Origin of the sequence: Luteimonas campi (assembly GCF_051162505.1) — a bacterium.
GTDB lineage: Bacteria > Pseudomonadota > Gammaproteobacteria > Xanthomonadales > Xanthomonadaceae > Luteimonas.
This window is the reverse complement of record NZ_JBNWEM010000001.1, coordinates 693,908-712,008: the sequence shown is the minus strand read 5'-3', so window position 1 is coordinate 712,008 and position 18,101 is coordinate 693,908. Positions and strand designations below refer to the sequence as shown.

Here is an 18,101-nt window from a genome sequence, read left to right as displayed (position 1 = left end):
GCGATGCGACGTTCCGCAGCGGAAGGCTGGGCAGACCGAAGCGCGTGTCGAGGGAGCGACGCGCGGGTAAGTCCGGTGTCGATGGCAGATCCGTGGGATCCCCGCGTTCGCGCGATGAGTGGATCCGTGCCGTCGGCGGCCGGAAGAATGCCTTAGCCGCGCGCCTCCGGCCCGGCTGCGCGACGCTGCTGCGCGCGTCCCAGCCAGATCCCGAGCATGGCCCAGAACAGCGCCAGCGGCACGACCACCGTGACGAGTCCGCCCAGCGCCAGCCCAACGCGGCCGAGCAGGCCTTCTACCTGCGCGCCCACCACGTCGCCGGCGCGGTACACGAAGGTATCGATGAAGGCTTTCGCCTTGTACTTGTCCTCGCGCCCGATCACGGTGAACAGCGCTTCGCGCGCGGGGCGCGTCAGCCCGCGCTGCACGGCGCGGTTCATCGCTTCGAGCAGGATCAGCAGGGCGAACGAGCCGTAGACCGCCAGGCCGACGAAGCCCAGCGCGTTGGCGACCGGCAGCGCCGCCAGCGCGACGCCCAGGCCGAAGCGGCGGATGATCTGCCCGGTGAGCGTGAGCTGCAGCAGCAGCACCGCCACCTGGGTCCACATGTCGATATTGCCCAGCAGGCTGGTGCGCGCGTCCAGGTCGCTCTCGGCGGCGGCCACCATCTGCAGGCGGGTGAAGTAGATGAAGGTGGCCACGACGGTCATCGTCAGCACGTAGCCGGCGATGCCCATCAGGTAGGGCGAGGCGAACACCGCGCGCAGGCCGGCCCAGGCGCTGCCGCCGATGCGCTGTTCCTCCCGGGCGATGGTGTCCACGCGCGCGGCGTCGGGTCCGACAGCGTCGCGATCGGGGCGCACGTGCACCAGCGTCCACGCCAGGCCGACCGCCAGCAGCAGGAAGCCGGCCGCGACCAGCAGCAGGCTGGCCGTGCCCAGCGGTTCGGCCAGGCGCGAGGCCAGCCACGGCCCGAAGATCGCGCCCAGGGTGCCGCCGACCGCGATCAGCGCGAACAGGCGCCGGCCCTGGTCGCTGGAGAAGCGGTCGGCCAGCAGCGCCCAGAACACCATGGTCACGAACAGGTTGAACACGCTGAACCAGACGTAGAACACCTGCCCGCTGCGCGCGCCTACCGCACCGGGCGCGAACGCCAGCAGCGACCAGAACCCGACCAGGCTCAGGGCGAAGAACGCATAGGTCGCGCTGATGAAATGCAGCCGTCGCAGGCGCGCCACCAGCCAGCCGAACAGCGGGTTGACCGCCAGGGTCACCACCGCCGTGCCGATGAACAGCCAGCGCACGCTGTCGATGCCGCGCTCCATGCCCAGCGCGTCGCGCGCCGGGCGCAGCATCATCAGCGCGGTCAGGATGCAGAAGAAGAACGCGCCGGCGACGAGCACCGGCGCGAGTTCGCCGCGACGCAGGTTGAACAGGTCGGAGATCCGCTCGCGCATCGCGGCCGCCACCTCAGGAGAACATCGCGACCAGCTCGGCCTGCTGCGCCTCGTCGAGCAGCGGGCCGATGCCGCCCTTGAGGTTGTCGGCCTGGCGCTCGGGCTTGCCGGTGGCGGGAATCACCGCCGTGACCGCCGGATGGCTCACCGTGAACTTGAGGAACATCTGCGCCCAGGAGTCCACGCCGGCCGCCTGCGCCCATGCCGGCAGCTCCTTGCCGCGGCTGGCCGCGAACAGCTTGCCGTCGTCGAAGGCGCGGTTGACGATCACCGCGATGCCCAGCTCCTGCGCCAGCGGAAAGATCGTCTGCGCGGCCTGCGGCGCATTGACCGAGTAGTTGATCTGCACGAAGTCGGGCTTTTCCTCGCGCATCAGCCGCGCGGTGTCGGCGTGGCCGCGTTCGAGGTAATGGGTGATGCCGATGTACTTCACCTTGCCCTCGGCCTTGAGTTCGCGCGCATAGGGCATGGCCTCGGCCATGTTGCGAAGGTTGTGGACCTGCAGCAGTTCGACCCGGTCGGTACGCAGCCGGCGCAGCGAATCGGCCCACTGCGCCTCGAGTTCGGCGCGGCTGTCGGCGGCCAGCTTGGTGGCCAGGAAGCAGCGCTCGCGCCAGCCGCCGTCGGCGAGCAGGGCGCCGACCACGTCCTCGGCGTTGCTGTAGTTGGGCGAGGTGTCGATGAGGCGGCCGCCACCTTCGAAGAACACCTTCATCACGTCCTTGAGCGCGTCGAATTCCGCGGACTCCAGCGCCACCTCGTAGCTGCCCGAGGTACCGACGCCGATCACCGGGATCGCCTCCCCGCTGGCGGGAATGGCGCGGGTGAGCAGGGCACCGCCGACCGGCCCGATATCGGCGATGGCGCCGGTGGGCTTCTCGCGCGGGCGCGGCGAAGTGGGGTCCGGCCTCTCCTGGCTGCAGGCGGCGAGCGGCGCGAGGGCCAGTCCGGTGGCAGCAAGGCTGGCGCTGGCGATGAAATCGCGGCGGCTGGTCATGACGGAGCTCCTCGTGGTGGGCGGCAGGACGGACGCATCGATGCGCGGCAGGGTAGGCACAAGTGGCCGGGGGTTGCCAGTGACGGTGGTCGGGGTCCTTGCCTGCCGGCAACGCTGCGGATCGGCGCCGCGCGGTCTGCGCGCGGAGGCAATGGCGTGGCCTTGCCGCCGATGCGCGGGATGCGTCCCGGCATTCCTAGTCGCGGAGCGCGCCCAGCAGCCGCAGCAGGGCGACCGCCGCGGCAGGATTGCGCTCCTTCGCGGCCGAGATGAAGAAGATGAACACCTCGCGCCTGTCCGGCTTGGCCGGCGCCCCGGCATCGCCCAGGGTGGGCAGGTCGCCGGGTGTGCCGCCCTGGGCCCAGGTGCGCGCGCGGTCGGCCCATGCGCGCAGCTCGGCAGCCGGATAGCCCGAGTCGACGCCGGCACGCGCGCGCATCAGGCGCGCATAGACGAAGTCCGCAGTCGCGTCGGCAAAGTTCGGGTGCTCGTCCGAATCGGTGAACACCGTGGCCATGCCGTGGCGGCGGGCGAGCGCGATGTAGTCGGCGTCGACGAAGCCGTGGTCGCGCACGTCGAGCACATGACGCAGCGGCCGCCCGGATACCTGCCGCGGCAGCAGCTCCAGGAAGGCCTCGAACCTCGCACGGTCGACGCGCGTACCGGCATCGAACTGCCAGACCAGCGCGGCCAGCCGGTCCCGCAGTTCGACGATGCCGCCCACGAAGTCCTCGACCTGGGCACCGGTCCGGTCCAGCGCGCGCGACTGGGTGATGCGTTTGGGTGCCTTGGCGGTGAACCCGAAGCCCGGCGGCGTCTCGTCGCGCCACTTCGCATACGTCGCCGGCTTCTGCGCACCGTAGTAGGTGCCGTTGATCTCGATCGCCGAGAGCTCGCGGCTGGCGTACTCCAGTTCGCGGCGCTGGACCAGGCCCTTGGGGTAGAAGTTGTCCCGCCAGGGCGCGTAGGTCCAGCCGCCGATGCCGACGCGGATGCCGTCGACGGCGGGCACGCCGCCACCGGGCAGGTCCAGGCTCAGGCTGCCCACGGGTCGTAGCTCCCGAACCACCACAGGTGCCCCTCGGGATCGCGGCAGGAATAGCCGCGCCCGCCATAGCCCTGGTCGGCGATGTCCTGGACGATGGCCGCGCCGGCGGCTGTCGCCTGGGCGTAGTGCGCGTCGACGTCGCGCACGATCACGCAGGGGCTCTGGGTCTCGCGCAGGCCGGTTTCGTCCGGCTGTGCGATCTGGCGGCCCCATTCGCTGTCGTTGCCGGTCGAGCCGAGCATGATCATGCCGTTGCCGAAGGTGAGCTGGGCATGGTGGATGATGTCGCCGTCGGCGTAGACCGCGTGCTTCTCGAAGCCGAAGGCGCGGCACAGCCAGTCGATCGCGGCGGGCGCATCGCGGTAGCGCAGGCAGGGGATGATGGTGCTGGTGGTGTCGGCAGCGTTGCTCATGGAATCCTCCGGTGAAGTGGGTCGCGCGCATCGCGCCGCCGCAATCTGCCGCGGCTGCGCGCCCGGGTCTTGTAGATTCCGGCGCTCACGCCAGCGCCACGTGTCGCTGCCATTCGCCGCGACGCGCCATCCACGCGGTGGGCGTCATGCCGGAGAAGGCGCGGAACTCGTGGACCAGGTGGGCCTGGTCGTGGAATCCGCCGTCGGCCGCGAGTCCCGCCCAGTCGACGCGCCCGCTGGCGCCAGCCGCGGCCAGCGCGGCATGGAACCGCTGCAGGCGCAGGTGACGCTTGGGCGACATGCCGACCTGCTCGCGGAACAGTTCGCCAAACCGGCGCGGCGACATGCGGCACTGCGCGGCGATGGCCTCGATCCGCTGCACGCCGGGCGCGGCCTCGATCAGGCGCAGCGCATGCGCGATCGCGGGGTGCACATGCGCGGCGGTGGCTTTAGTGCGATGCAGCAGCCAATGCTCGAGGATGCGCAGGCGCGCGGCCGCATCCGGTGCGGCGAGCAGGCGCCCGCGCAGCCCACCGGCCTGTCCCGCGGCGACGGCATCGAGCTCGACATGGCCGTTGGCGAGGGCATCCATGCGTTCGCGGAAGAACGGCGCGGCGGCCCCGGCATGGAAGACGACGCCCACCACGCGGGTCTGCTCGGCCGTATCGATCAGGCAACTGCGCGATGCGGGCCCATCCAGCACGGTCCCGGTGCTGCGCGTACAGCGGAAGTCCTCGTCGTAGACGCGGGTCTCGTCCTCGTCCAGGTTGATCACCAGCTGCGCACGGGCCGAGGGCAGCAGGCGGTCGTAGGCGTGCGTCTGGCGCGGCAGGTCGCAGTCCCAGAGCAGGGCGACCAGGCCGGACAGCGCTGCGGTGGGAGCGACGACAAGCAGTCCCATGGACGGGCCCCGGGGGAGTCGAGCGCAGGGTAGCACTCCGGGTCGCGACTCAGTCCCGTGGGCTGCTCAGTCCGCCGTGCCGGCGTGCGCCGACAGCAGCGCGGCGCGCCCGGCATCGGTCAGCAGCGCCAGCGTGCGCGCGCCGTCCCGGCGCGTGCAGACCCAGCCCGGCCCGCGTCGACCGCCGATCGCCTCGTCGCCAAGCCAGGCCAGCGTGCGCAGCAGTCCGCTCATGCGCACATCCAGGCGCTTGCACAGGCGCGGCAGCGAGATGCCCTCGGGCTCGCTGGCCAGCGCGGCCAGCAGGGCGGCGGCGATGGCCGGGTCAGCGGACAAGACTGGCCTGGATGTCGCGCGGGCGCTGCGCGTCCGCGCCGGCCCCGTGCGGCCGCAGGATCACCGGGATCGATTTGGACGTGGGCGTGCGCGAGCCTTCGGCGAAGCTCGACAGCGGGACCAGCGGATTGGTCTCGGGGTAGTAGGCGGCCAGGCAGCCGCGCGGGATGTCGTACTCGACCAGCAGGAAGCCGCGCACGCTGCGCTGCACGCCATCGTCGTGCAGGCTTTCCAGATCGACCCGGTCGCCCGCCGCCATCCCCAGCGCGGCGATGTCGTCGCGATGGATGAACAGCACGCGGCGCTCGCCGAACACGCCGCGGTAGCGGTCGTCCAGGCCATAGACGGTGGTGTTGTACTGGTCGTGGGAGCGGGTGGTGGCGAGCGCGAATACGGGCTCGCTCCCGCGCGCCTGGCGCGCGCGGTGCAGGGCGGTATCGGTAGGCACCCGGGCAGGGATGAAATGCGCCTTGCCCGTGGCCGTCTCCCAGCGCCGGTCGCGGGCGCCGTTGGGCAGCCGGAAGCCGCCGGGGACGCGTACGCGCCGGTTGAAGTCGTGGAACTCGTCGAACACGCGTCCGATCAGGTCGCGGATGCGGTCGTAGTCGTCCACCAGCCAGGCCCAGTCGACCTTCGAGCGGGCGCCAAGGGTGGCCCGGGCCAGGCCGGCCACGATGGCGGGCTCGGACAGCAGCGCCGCGGAGGCCGGCGGATTGATGCCCGACGACAGGTGCACCATGCTCATCGAATCCTCCACCGTCACCGCCTGCGGCCCGCCGGCCTGCAGGTCGATCTCGGTGCGCCCGAGGCAAGGCAGGATCAGCGCCTCGCGGCCATGCACTAGGTGGCTGCGGTTGAGCTTGGTGGCCACGTGCACGGTCAGCGCGCAGTTGCGCAGGCCGCGTGCGGTGGCGTCGGTATCCGGCGTCGCGGCGGCGAAGTTGCCGCCCATGGCGAAGAACACGCGCGCGCGTCCGTCGATCATCGCCTCGATCGCGCCGATCGTGTCGTAGCCCTCGGCCCGCGGCGGCTCGAAGCCGAACACGTCGCGCAGGCGGTCGAGGAACGCGGCGGGCGGCTTCTCCCAGATCATCATCGTGCGGTCGCCTTGCACGTTGCTGTGGCCGCGGACCGGGCACAGGCCAGCGCCGGCGCGGCCGATGTTGCCGCGCATCAGCATCAGGTTGGCGATCATCTGCACGGTGGCCACCGAGTGGCGGTGCTGGGTGATGCCCATGCCCCAGCAGGCGATCGTCCGCTCGGACTGCAGGTAGAGTTCGCCGGCCTGGCGCAGCTGCGCCTCGTCGAGGCCGGACTCGGCCACGAGGGTGTCCCAGGATTCGCCGCGCAGGTCCTCGGCGAACGCCTCGAAACCCGCGGTATGCGCGTCGATGAAGCCGCGGTCCAGCAGCGATGCCCCGCCGCCGGCCAGCGCCTGCGCATCGCGTTCGAGCAGGTGCTTGGCCATCCCCTTGACCGCGGCGAGGTCGCCGCCGATCTTCAACTGGAAATAGTCCGACGCGATGCGCGTGGAGCCGCCGCGCGCCATCTCCAGCGTGTCCTTGGGATCGGCGAAGCGCTCCAGCCCGCGCTCGCGCAGCGGATTGAAGGCGAGGATCCGGCAGCCGCGTTTCGATGCCGCGCGCAGCTCGCCGAGCATGCGCGGATGGTTGGTGCCGGGGTTCTGGCCGAACACCAGGATGCAGTCGGCCTGCTCGAAGTCCTGCAGCGACACCGTGCCCTTGCCAACCCCGACCTGCGGCTTGAGCGCCGTGCCCGAGGATTCGTGGCACATGTTCGAGCAGTCGGGGAAGTTGTTGGTGCCGTATTCGCGCACGAACAGCTGGTACAGGAACGCGGCTTCGTTGGAGGTACGGCCGGAGGTGTAGAACACCGCCTGGTCGGGCGAGGGCAGGGCGTTGAGGTGCCGCGCGACCAGGGCGAAGGCCTCGTCCCAGGTGGTGGGCAGGTAGTGGTCGCTGGCCGCGTCGTAGCGCATTGGCGTGGTCAGCCGGCCCTGCGACTCCAGCCAGTGGTCGCTGTACTGCGCAAGCCGGGTCACGCTGTACTGGGCGAACAGCTCCGGCCCCGCGCGCCGGCTGGTCGCCTCGGCCGCGACGGCCTTGGCGCCGTTCTCGCAGAACTCGAAGGTGGAGGTGTGGTCGCGGTCGGGCCACGCGCAGCCCGGGCAATCGAAGCCGTCGGGCTGGTTGGTGCCAAGCAGGGCCTTGGCCCCGCCCAGTCCCGCGTGTTCCTGCGCCAGGTGACGAGCCACGCTCTTCAACGCGTCCCAGCCGCCGGCCGGGCCATCGTAGCTGCGGATCGTGTCGCCGCTCATGGCGCCGCCTCCGCCGCGTCGGAAGGGGCCTGCAGGCGCCGGCCATGCGCGTAGACCGCATACCCGTCCTCGCGCGCAAACCCCACCAGGGTGAGGTCGGCCTGCTCGGCCAGCGAGATCGCCAGCGCGGTCGGCGCCGAGATCGCCGCCATGAAGCCGATGCCCACGGTGGCGGCCTTCATCGCCATCTCGTAGCTGGCACGGCTGGTGACGACCAGGAAGCCGGTGGCCGGATCGTGTCCTGCCGCATGCATCGCGCCGATCAGCTTGTCCAGCGCGTTGTGCCGGCCCACGTCCTCGCGCACCAGCAGCAGCGTGCCCTGCGCATCGGCCCATGCGGCCGCATGCGCAGCGCCGGTGGCCGCGGCGATCGGCTGGACCGCCCGCAGCCCGCGCAGCGCATGTCGCAGGGCCGCCGGCGTCACCTCTACCGTGGAGACCACTGGCGGCGGATAGCGCAAGGCGGCTTCCAGCAGGGCCGTGCCGCAGACGCCACAGCCGCTGCGGCCGGCCAGGCTGCGCCGGCGCGCGGCCAGCGCCTCCGCGCGGTCGGGCGTGATGCGCAGCCGGACCTCGATCCCCTCGACCAGCGTGTCGATGCGCTCGACCCGGGCCTCGCCCGCATGCGCGACGAGGCCCTCGCTGAGCGCGAAGCCGATCGCGAAATCGTGCAGGTCGGCCGGCGTGGCCATCATCACCGCGAACGGCTCGTCGTTGCAGACGATCGCGATCGGCACTTCCTCGGCCACGCAGTCGTGATGCACGCGCCGGCTGGTGCCGCGCCAGCGCTCGACCGGACGCAGCACCCCGCCGACGGGAGCGTTGCATGAACCCTTGGCGGTGCCCGAAGCCATGGCGGCAGCATGCCACGCGTGGCGTCCACGGGCGACCGCGACACGCCACGTCGATGCGTCGTGGACTACTCGATCGGTTCGTCCAGCAGCAGCTGGCGGGCAAAACGCACCGGCGGCGCGCCCTGCGCGAGGATGCCGTCGTGGTAGGCCTTCATGTCGAACGCGTCGCCGGCCTTGGCTTCGGCCGCGCGTCGCGCGTCGAAGTGCTCCTGCGCGCCGACGAAGTAGGTCGCCAGCTGGGTCGACGACAGCTGCGCGCGGATCCACTTGCCTTCGGCCTCGCTCTGCTGCTGGAAGGTCTGGCGCACCATCAGGTCCAGTGCCTGCTCCTTGCTCCAGCCATCCACGTGCACGCCCTGGTCGAGGATGGCGTTGGCCACCGAGCGCGCGTAGAACTTCAGCTGCATCAGGCGGAACAGCGGATCACCGCCCAGGTAGCCGGCGTCGGCCAGCACGCGCTCGGTGTAGACCGCCCAGCCCTCGGCGAAGGGGCCGGAGCGGAACACGGCGCGCAGTGTGGAGGGATGGTCGGCCGAATGCGCGCCTTCCAGGTAGTGTCCCGGCATCGCCTCGTGGATCGAGAGCACGTGGATCATGTAGTCGTTGTACTCGCGCAGGAACGAGTCGACCTGTGCATCGGTCCAGTCCTCGGGGATCGGCGAGATCGCGTAGTAGGTGTCCAGGCCCTTGTCGAGCGGGCCAGGCGAGTCGCAGTAGGCCACGGCCACGCCGCGCTGGAACTCGGGCATCAGGATGATCTTCACCGGATCGTCCGGCACGGTGACGATGTTCCGCTCGCGCACGAACGCGGTGGCCTGGTCGAGCGTCTGCCGGGCGAAATCCACCACCTCGTCGCGGCCGGGCCGCTCGGCGTAGGCGTACTCCATCGCCGCCTCGATCGCCGCCTGCTTCTGCGCCTCGTCCGGCGATTCGGGCGTGGGCGGCGCGCCGTCCTTGCCGGCCAGGACGCTGCGTGCGACCGCGTACATCTCGTCGCGGATGCGTGCGAGTTCGGCCTCGGCGCGCTGCCGGATCTCCTGCCGCGAGAGCGAGGAATTCAGCGAGTAGCGCAGCTGCTGGTCGTAGCGTTCGGCGCCGATGCGGAATTCGCCCCTGGCGTTCGGCACCAGGGTGGCGTCCAGCCAGCGCTGGTGTTCGTCCACCGCGCTGCGGAGCCCGGCGACGGCCGCATCCAGACGCTCGCGATCGGCGCCCTGCAGCTGGCTCGCGTTCGGCGTGATGAAGGTGTCCACCAGGGCGAGCATGCCCCGGTTCTGGCGGGCCACCGTCTCGGCATGGGTGGGGGGGACCCGCGCGGGGTCGAGGTTGGCCCGCGCCTGCGCCAGCAGCGCCGGGATCTTCTCCATGCGCGCGGCCGCCGCCTGCAGGCGATCGGGCAGCGGCGCGAACTCGCGCGCCATCAGGCTGTAGATCGCACCGCCCGCGAGGTCGTTGTAGAGCAGCGGATTCCAGGCCCAGCTCTGGAACTGGCGGCTGTCCCACAGCGCCGATTCGAGCTGGTTGCGAAGAATGCGCGCGTCCACCTGGTTCTCGCGCGAGAGGCTGGCCAGGTCGATCGCGTCCAGCTCGTCGAGGTAGCGCTGGTTGAAGGCTTCGGCCTTCGCGCGGCCCGACTCGGACAGGTCGTCGAGCTCGGCGTCGAAACGATGGTCGCCGATCCGCGTGGCCGCGACGGGCGACAGCGCCATGGCTTCGTCGAGATAGCGGCGCGAGAGTCCGGCGAAGGCGGCATCGGCCTGCGACTGGCCTGGCGCCTGCGCGGCTGCCTGGTCGACGCCGCGGTCGGGCGGGACTGCGTTGCCGCCGCAGGCGGTGATCATGGCGGCGAGGATGGCGGTGGCGAGCAGGGCTGGGCGCATGGCATGGGTCGCATGGGTGGAGCCGTGCAGCATAGCGTCGCCACCGCCCTCTCCTGTATGCGGCCCCGGCCGCGCTGCCGCACCCGTGCCGGAAGTCATGGCCGCAGCGGCGCCGGTGCCGACTATGCTGCAAGGGTTGGCAGGACAATGGAGTACAGGCGATGCAGCGACGTGGATTCCTGGCCCTCGGAGGCCTTGCGGCAGGCGGCGCGATGCTGCCACCGCTGCTGCTGGGCCGTGCCATTGCCGCCGAGCAACTGCTCGAAACGCTCGACCCGGCAAGGAAGAAACAACTGGCCGATGCCGCGCTGCAGGCCGCGACCGACGCGGGCGCCAGCCATTGCGACGTACGCATCGGCCGCTATCTGCGCCAGTCGCTGATCACGCGCGAGCACCGCGTGGAAAACGTGGCGAACGAGGAATCTGTCGGGGTCGGCGTGCGCGTGGTCGCGGGCGACGCCTGGGGCTTCGCCGCCACCAGCCGGCTGGACCCTGACGCGGTCGCGGCGGCTGCGCGGCAGGCCGTGGCGATCGCCAGGGCCAACGCGCGCATCCAGTCCGAACCGGTGCGGCTGGCACCGGCGCCGGGCGTGGGCGAGGTGTCCTGGCGCACCCCGATTGCGCGGAACGGCATGGAGGTGCCTGTCCGCGACAAGCTCGACCTGCTGCTGTCGGTCAATGCCGCCGCGCTGGAGGCCGGCGCGAGTTTCGTCGGTTCGCGCATGTTCCTGATCAACGAGCAGAAGTATTTCGCCTCCACCGACGGCTCCTACATCGACCAGGACGTGCATCGTATCTGGGCGCCGTTCACCGTCACCGCGATCGACAAGGCCAGCGGCAGGTTCCGCACCCGCGACGGCCTGTCCGCGCCGATGGGCATGGGCTACGAGTACCTCACGCCCGACCCGGCGCAGCGCTTCGAGCTTCCGGGCGGGGTGGTCGCCTATGGCCGCGCCTACGACATGCGCGCCGATGCGGTGGCTGCGGCCAGGCACGCGCAGGAGAAGCTGAAGGCGCCGTCGGTCAAGCCCGGCCGCTACGACCTGGTGATCGATCCCAGCAACCTGTTCCTGACCATCCACGAGAACGTGGGCCATCCACTCGAGCTCGACCGTGTGCTGGGCTACGAGGCCAACTACGCCGGCACCAGCTTCGCCACGCTCGACAAGCGCGGCAGCTTCCGCTGGGGCAGCGACATCGTCAACTTCGTCGCCGACAGGACCCAGCCCGGCAGCCTCGGAGCGGTCGGTTACGACGACGAGGGCGTGAAGTGCAAGCGCTGGGACCTGGTGAAGGGCGGCGTGCTGGTGGACTACCAGTCGATCCGCGACCAGGCGCACATCCTGGGCAAGGACGAGTCCGACGGCTGCTGCTATGCGGACTCCTGGTCGAACGTGCAGTTCCAGCGCATGCCCAATGTCTCGCTGGCGCCCGGCAAGGCGCCGCTGACGGTGCCGGAGATGATCGCCGGCGTCGAGAACGGCCTCTACATCCACGGCCGGGGTTCGTATTCGATCGACCAGCAGCGCTACAACGCCCAGTTCGGCGGCCAGCTGTTCTTCGCCATCCGCAACGGCGAGGTGCAGGGCCTGGTCGAGGATGGCGCCTACCAGATCCGCACGCCGGAATTCTGGAACGCCTGCACGGCGATCTGCGACCAGCGCGACTACCGGCTGGGGGGATCGTTCTTCGACGGCAAGGGCCAGCCTTCACAGGTCTCGGCAGTCTCGCATGGATCCAGCACCACGCGCTTCGACGGGCAGAACGTGATCAACACCGCGCGATCGCTCGGCTGACGGCGCCGCGCGGCGGCGTGGACGGCCAGGCACGCCGGGGTCTGCGTCGCTGACCGGGCGACCGTGCCGAAAGTCATTTGCGTTGGCGTGCTCGCCGCGTCGAGAATCGGGGTTCCTGCCGGTTCGCGATGCGCGTTCCGGAGCCGCGGCCACCGCGCCACGGACACGACAACGGAGATACGGCCTTGCAACGACGCGATTTCCTGGCCCTCGGCGGCCTCGGTATGGGCAGCCTGGCGCTGCCCGCATGGCTCGGCAAGGCGGTTGCCGCCGAGCAGCTTGTCACCACGCTCGACGTCTCGATCAAGAAGCAGCTGGCCGATGCCGCCCTGCAGGCGGCGCGTTCGGCCGGCGCCAGCTATTGCGACGTGCGCATCGGCCGCTACCTGCGCCAGTTCGTGATGACGCGCGAGGACAAGGTCCAGAACGTGGTCAATACCGAATCCACCGGCGTGGGCGTGCGCGTGATCGTCGATGGCGCATGGGGCTTCGCCGCGACCAACGGCCTGACCACCGCCTCGGTGGCCGAGGCCGCGCAGCGCGCCTCCGCGATCGCCAAGGCCAATGCCAGGGTGCAGGCGGCGCCGGTGCGGCTGGCGCCCGCGCCCGGCTTCGGCGAGGTCTCGTGGAAGACGCCGATCCGGCGCAACGCGATGGAAGTGCCGATCAAGGACAAGGTCGACCTGCTGCTCTCGGTCAATGCGGCCGCGACCAACGCCGGCGCCAGTTTCGTCAATTCCACCCTGTTCCTGGTCAACGAACAGAAGTACTTCGCCTCCACCGACGGCTCCTACATCGACCAGGACGTGCACCGGATCTGGGCGCCGATGACGGTCACCGCGATCGACAAGGCCACCGGCAAGTTCCGCACCCGCGAGGGCCTGTCGGCGCCGATGGGAATGGGCTACGAGTACCTCGATGGCGACGCCTCGCAGAAGTTCGTCACCCCCAACGGCGTGGTCAACTACGGACAGTCCTACGACATGGTCGAGGACGCGGTGGCCGCGGCGAAGCAGGCGCAGGAGAAGCTCAAGGCCCCGTCGGTCAAGCCCGGCCGCTACGACCTGGTGCTCGATCCTTCGCACACCTGGCTGACCATCCACGAGAACGTCGGCCATCCGCTGGAACTCGACCGCGTGCTGGGCTACGAGGCCAACTACGCCGGCACCAGCTTCGCCACGCTCGACAAGCGCGAGTCCGGCTTCCGCTACGGCAGCGAGATCGTCAACCTGTTCGCCGACAAGACCCAGCCCGGCAGCCTCGGCGCGGTGGGCTACGACGACGAAGGCGTGAAGTGCAAGCGCTGGGACCTGGTGAAGGACGGCATCCTGGTGGACTACCAGACCATCCGCGACCAGGCCCATATCGTCGGCAAGACCGAGTCGGACGGCTGCTGCTATGCCGACTCCTGGTCGAGCGTGCAGTTCCAGCGCATGGCCAACGTTTCGCTGGCGCCGGGCAAGCAGAAGCTCTCGCCGGCGGAGATGATCAAGGACGTCGAGAACGGCATCTACATCATCGGCGACGGCTCGTTCTCGATCGACCAGCAGCGCTACAACGCCCAGTTCGGCGGCCAGTTGTTCTACGAGATCAAGAACGGCCAGATCACCGGCATGCTCGAGGACGTGGCCTATCAGCTGCGCACGCCGGAATTCTGGGCGGCCTGCTCGGCGATCTGCGACGTGAGCGACTACCGCCTGGGCGGCTCGTTCTTCGACGGCAAGGGGCAGCCGGGCCAGGTGTCGGCGGTCTCGCACGGCTCGAGCACGGCGCGTTTCAACGGCATCAACGTCATCAACACCGCGCGTTCGCTCGGCTGACGGCACAGGAGAATCCAGTACATGAGCATCTTCACCGAAGCCGAAGCCAAGACCATCCTCGACAAGGCCATCGCACTGTCGAAGGCCGACGAGTGCACCGCGACGCTTTCCGGCAGCAACAGCGGCAACATCCGTTTCGCGCTGAATGACGTGTCCACCAGCGGCATCGTGGACAACGTGGAGCTGGGCGTCTCGGTCGCGTTCGGCAAGCGCGTCGGCACCGCGACCATCAACGAGTTCGACGACGCCTCGCTCGAGCGCGTGGTGCGCCGGGCGGAGGATCTGGCGCGGCTGGCGCCCGAGAACCCGGAGTTCATGCCGGCCATCGGCAAGCAGGCCTATACCGCGACCAGCACCCACAGCGCCGCCACTGCGGCGATCACGCCGGAATACCGTGCGCAGGTAGCGGCCGATTCGATCGCGCCGTGCCGGCCGGCCGGCCTGGTGGCGGCGGGCTTCCTCGAGGACAGCCGCTCGTTCACCGCGATCGCCAACAGCAACGGCAACTTCGGTTACCAGACCTCGACCAGCGCCGACTACACCTGCACGGTGCGCACCGAGGACGGTCGCGGCTCGGGCTGGGTGGGGCGCAACGTCACCGACATCTCGCAGTTCAGCGCCGAGCGCGACGTGGCCATCGCCATCCGCAAGGCCCGCGACTCGGCCGATGCCAAGGCGCTGGAGCCCGGCAAGTACACCGTGATCCTCGAGCCGCACGCGGCCGCGGGGCTGATCTCGTTCATGATGTTCTTCTTCGACGCCCGCCAGGCCGATGAAGGCCGCAGTTTCCTGTCGAAGAAGGGCGGCGGCAACAAGCTCGGCGAGCAGGTCTACGATCCGCGCGTCAACATCTGGGCGGATCCTGCCGATCCCGATGCTCCGGTCCTGCCTTGGGACGACGAGGGCATGGCGCGCAAGCGCATGCCGGTGATCGAGAACGGCAAGGTCGCAAACATGCTGTATTCGCGCTACTGGGCGCAGCAGCAGGGACGCGAGCCGGTGGCCACGCCGGGCAACCTGATCATGTCGGGCGGCACCAAGTCGACCGCCGACCTGGTGCGCGAGACCGAGCGCGGCATCCTGGTCACGCGCACCTGGTACATCCGCATGGTCGATCCGCAGACCGTGCTGCTGACCGGCCTGACCCGCGACGGCACCTTCTACATCGAGAACGGCCAGATCCGGCACCCGGTCAAGAACTTCCGCTTCAACGAATCGCCGGTGATCATGCTCAACAACATCGACGAGCTCGGCAAGCCGGTGCGGGTGAGCGGGGACGAGTCACGCTTCGCGATGATGATCCCGCCGATGCGCCTGCGCGACTTCACCTTCACCTCGCTGTCCGACGCGGTGTGACGCAACGCCGAACCTGCCTTGCACCCTTCCCCGCATGCGGGGAAGGGCCGGCACGGCGGCCGCCTGCGGAGACGGCTGGATCGGTATCCGCATGACCGCCACCGGTATGACCCGCGCCCGGTTCCTGCGGCTGGGGCTCGGCGCCGCGGTCGGCGGTTGGCTGGCTGCGAAATCCGGCCCGCTCGCCGCGTCCGGCAGCGCCAGCTACGACTTCTGGTTCACTCGGCTGAAGTACGACTCGGGCGACTGGGACGTCGACGAGCGCATGCCGTCGAACCTGATCACCTCGCTGATCGACTACACCGGCCTGCGCGTGGATCCGAAGGAGCATGTGGTCGAGCTGGCCGACCCGAAGATGCTGTCGGCCCCTTTCTGCTACCTGGCCGGGCACAAGCTGGTGGAGTTCAACCCGGCCGAGCGGCGCAACTTCGAGCGCTACGTGCGCAACGGCGGTTTCGTGTTCGTCGACGACTGCAACCACGACATCGACGGCCTGTTCGCGAAGTCGTTCGAGGCGCAGATGGCGTCGATCTTCGGGCCGCGCGCGCTGGCGAAGCTGCCCAACAGCCACGCGATCTACAGCAGCTTCTTCCGTTTCCCGGACGGGCCTCCCGCGACCAGCTTCGAACTCAACGGCTGGGGTGACGATCTGGTGCACGACTACCTCAAGGGCATCAGCATCGATGGCCGGCTCGGCGTGCTCTACAGCAACAAGGACTACGGCTGCGAATGGGACTACGACTGGCGCAACAAGCGCTTCCTGGCCGAGGACAACACCAAGTTCGCGGTCAATATCGTGGTCTATGCGCTGACGGCATGAGCATGGGCACCAAGATGTACCGGGCTCCAGTCACAACCCGACACGAGCCGCCGTTGCGGCGAAAGCTGGAATCCAACGCGTGGCGCTTCTTCCTGCTTGCAGGATGTTGGGCCTCGCTCGATGGAGTCCGATCTGGACTTCGGACCGACGCCGTGCCCTGCCGACCGGGGATCGCTCTCCGCTCGGTCAGGGCATCCTGCCCTGACTCGCGCGCAAGACATCCATGTCTTGCTTACCGCGATCCCCGGCCGGCAGGGCACGGCTCACCGAGGCTGTTGCTTCGACGCTTTCCCGAGCAGCGGCTTTCCCGGTTGCCTGATGATCGAGGACGCGATGCGCGAAGGCCGCCAGTCGTTCAGGATCGCGACGCATGGCGCTGCAGTTCGAGTTGCCCGGATGTGAGCGCGTACGGTACATCGCGGCTGCGCGCCATCACCCGGTGCGCCGCGCAGGGCCGGATCGCGAAGCCGGCCGAGCGGGTCGGGGGAGCAAGTTCCGCGCCGCGAAGGCCATGGACCTTCCGCCGTGGTGGCTCGGATCCCGAAGCCCAAAGTTCCTGGCAGCCGAAACGTCGACTCAACATAACCAGTGATCCGCGTCCTGACGCCCGGGGGTCGCGGCAAGCAAAACATGGATGTTCTGCGCGCGAGTCGGGGCAGGATGCCCCGACCGAGCGAAGAGCGACCCCCGGCCGGCAGGGCGCGGCTCACCGGGTCTGCCGGTTCCACCCTTCGATCGGCAGTGGCTCTTCGGGCGATCGAAGCCATGAGAGGAAGGGCCAATGGTCGTCCCGGGGCGGGGGTTGCGGAGAGCAGCGCATGGATGCGCTGCGGCGGCGAGTCAGCCATGGATGGCTGACCGAGCCGAGGAGCAACTCCCGGCCGGGGCGGCCTCGTGCCGCAAGCCCGGATTCAACCCGTGTCCCAGCCGGCTTCGTTGGAAGAAGCAACCCGTGTCGACCGCGGGGATTGCGGTCCCGGCTGGAAGAACGTCAAGCCGCTTCGCGAATGCAACACTTGGGTCCCACGCGTTTCCGAATGCCCTGCATGTCATTTCACAGCATGACGAAGACTCCCACATGAAGTCACTCACCGAATCCGACATCCAGTCCCGCGTCGAGCGGCTGTCCGACCTGCGCGCCGCCATCGCCACCGCGATCGTCGGCCAGCACGACGTGGTCGAGCAGCTGCTCACCGGCCTGCTCGCCGGTGGTCACTGCCTGCTGGAGGGCGTGCCCGGCCTGGGCAAGACCCTGCTGGTGCGAACGCTGGGGCAGGCGCTGGAGCTGCAGTTCCGGCGCGTGCAGTTCACTCCCGACCTGATGCCCAGCGACCTGCTCGGCACCGAGCTGCTGGAAGAGGACCACGGCACCGGGCGTCGCGCATTCCGCTTCCAGCAGGGGCCGGTGTTCACCAACCTGCTGCTGGCCGACGAGCTCAACCGCACCCCGCCCAAGACCCAGGCCGCGCTGCTGGAGGCGATGCAGGAGCACACCGTGAGCTTCGCCGGCGTCACCCACGCGCTGCCGGCGCCGTTCTTCGTGCTTGCTACGCAGAACCCGATCGAACAGGCCGGCACCTATCCGCTGCCGGAAGCGCAGCTGGACCGCTTCCTGCTGCACATCGCGCTCGACTATCCGGGCGAGGACGAGGAGCGCGCGATCATCGCCCAGACCACCGGCGGCGCCACGGCGCAGGTGCCGCGGGTGATGGGCGGCGAGGACGTGCTGGCGCTGCAGGCGCTGGTGCGCCAGGTGCACGTCGGCGACGACCTCATGGCCTGGATCACCCGGCTGGTGCGTGCCACACGCCCCGGCGATTCCGCGCCCCAGGTGGTGCGCGACTATGTGAAGTGGGGCGCCGGTCCGCGCGCCGGGCAGTCGCTGGTGCTGGCCGCCAAGGCCCGTGCGCTGCTGCACGGCCGCCTGGCGGCCACGCGCGAGGACGTGCAGGCGCTGGCCGCACCGGTACTGCGCCATCGCCTGCTGCTGTCGTTTGCGGCCGAGGCCGAGGGCAAGCGTCCAGACGAAGTGATCGCCGCGCTGCTGCGTGACGTGCCGCAGCGGGGCGGCTGAGCGGACGCAGT

Annotated in this window: 14 protein-coding genes; 5 read left to right on the top strand and 9 right to left on the bottom strand. The window is 69.8% G+C overall.

What is annotated here, in order from left to right:
* Positions 1-152: 152 nt before the first annotated feature.
* The 9 genes from ACQYVW_RS03215 to ACQYVW_RS03175 all read right to left on the bottom strand — a co-directional run bounded on the left by ACQYVW_RS03215 (position 153) and on the right by ACQYVW_RS03175 (position 10,224).
* Positions 153-1,457, bottom strand: coding sequence for an NTP/NDP exchange transporter (locus ACQYVW_RS03215; RefSeq protein WP_434946026.1), 1,305 nt, complete (start codon positions 1,455-1,457; stop codon positions 153-155).
* Positions 1,458-1,470: 13 nt separating this feature from the next.
* Positions 1,471-2,454, bottom strand: a complete 984-nt coding sequence (locus tag ACQYVW_RS03210; RefSeq protein ID WP_434946025.1) for an aldo/keto reductase — start codon at positions 2,452-2,454, stop codon at positions 1,471-1,473.
* A 196-nt stretch (positions 2,455-2,650) separates the two neighbouring features.
* Positions 2,651-3,493 (bottom strand): DUF72 domain-containing protein, encoded by an 843-nt coding sequence (locus ACQYVW_RS03205; RefSeq protein ID WP_434946255.1) that lies wholly within the window; start codon positions 3,491-3,493, stop codon positions 2,651-2,653.
* Positions 3,490-3,915: a VOC family protein gene (locus ACQYVW_RS03200; protein ID WP_434946024.1), complete on the bottom strand. Its 426-nt coding sequence runs from the start codon at positions 3,913-3,915 to the stop codon at positions 3,490-3,492. The genes ACQYVW_RS03205 and ACQYVW_RS03200 overlap by 4 nt, the downstream gene beginning before the upstream one ends.
* An 85-nt stretch (positions 3,916-4,000) precedes the next feature.
* The gene (locus ACQYVW_RS03195; RefSeq protein ID WP_434946023.1) at positions 4,001-4,816 is read right to left on the bottom strand and encodes a helix-turn-helix domain-containing protein; all 816 of its coding nucleotides are present in this window, start codon (positions 4,814-4,816) and stop codon (positions 4,001-4,003) included.
* Positions 4,817-4,882: 66 nt separating this feature from the next.
* The gene (locus tag ACQYVW_RS03190) at positions 4,883-5,152 is read right to left on the bottom strand and encodes a hypothetical protein (protein WP_434946022.1); all 270 of its coding nucleotides are present in this window, start codon (positions 5,150-5,152) and stop codon (positions 4,883-4,885) included.
* Positions 5,142-7,490, bottom strand: a complete 2,349-nt coding sequence (locus tag ACQYVW_RS03185; RefSeq protein WP_434946021.1) for an FdhF/YdeP family oxidoreductase — start codon at positions 7,488-7,490, stop codon at positions 5,142-5,144. The genes ACQYVW_RS03190 and ACQYVW_RS03185 overlap by 11 nt, the downstream gene beginning before the upstream one ends.
* On the bottom strand, positions 7,487-8,344 hold the full coding sequence (fdhD, locus tag ACQYVW_RS03180) for a formate dehydrogenase accessory sulfurtransferase FdhD (protein ID WP_434934049.1): 858 nt from the start codon (positions 8,342-8,344) through the stop codon (positions 7,487-7,489). The genes ACQYVW_RS03185 and fdhD overlap by 4 nt, the downstream gene beginning before the upstream one ends.
* A 65-nt stretch (positions 8,345-8,409) precedes the next feature.
* The gene (locus ACQYVW_RS03175; protein WP_434946020.1) at positions 8,410-10,224 is read right to left on the bottom strand and encodes a DUF885 domain-containing protein; all 1,815 of its coding nucleotides are present in this window, start codon (positions 10,222-10,224) and stop codon (positions 8,410-8,412) included.
* Positions 10,225-10,385: 161 nt separating this feature from the next.
* On the opposite strand from ACQYVW_RS03175, the gene ACQYVW_RS03170 reads away from it, so the two are divergent.
* The 5 genes from ACQYVW_RS03170 to ACQYVW_RS03150 all read left to right on the top strand — a co-directional run bounded on the left by ACQYVW_RS03170 (position 10,386) and on the right by ACQYVW_RS03150 (position 18,090).
* Positions 10,386-12,020 (top strand): TldD/PmbA family protein, encoded by a 1,635-nt coding sequence (locus tag ACQYVW_RS03170; protein ID WP_434934045.1) that lies wholly within the window; start codon positions 10,386-10,388, stop codon positions 12,018-12,020.
* A gap of 185 nt (positions 12,021-12,205) precedes the next feature.
* On the top strand, positions 12,206-13,840 hold the full coding sequence (locus ACQYVW_RS03165) for a TldD/PmbA family protein (protein WP_434946019.1): 1,635 nt from the start codon (positions 12,206-12,208) through the stop codon (positions 13,838-13,840).
* 21 nt (positions 13,841-13,861) lie between these two features.
* On the top strand, positions 13,862-15,196 hold the full coding sequence (locus ACQYVW_RS03160) for a TldD/PmbA family protein (RefSeq protein ID WP_434946018.1): 1,335 nt from the start codon (positions 13,862-13,864) through the stop codon (positions 15,194-15,196).
* Positions 15,197-15,302: 106 nt separating this feature from the next.
* The gene (locus tag ACQYVW_RS03155) at positions 15,303-16,016 is read left to right on the top strand and encodes a DUF4159 domain-containing protein (RefSeq protein WP_434934066.1); all 714 of its coding nucleotides are present in this window, start codon (positions 15,303-15,305) and stop codon (positions 16,014-16,016) included.
* Between the two features lie 1,078 nt (positions 16,017-17,094).
* Positions 17,095-18,090, top strand: a complete 996-nt coding sequence (locus ACQYVW_RS03150; protein ID WP_434946017.1) for an AAA family ATPase — start codon at positions 17,095-17,097, stop codon at positions 18,088-18,090.
* The last annotated feature ends 11 nt before the right edge of the window (positions 18,091-18,101 follow it).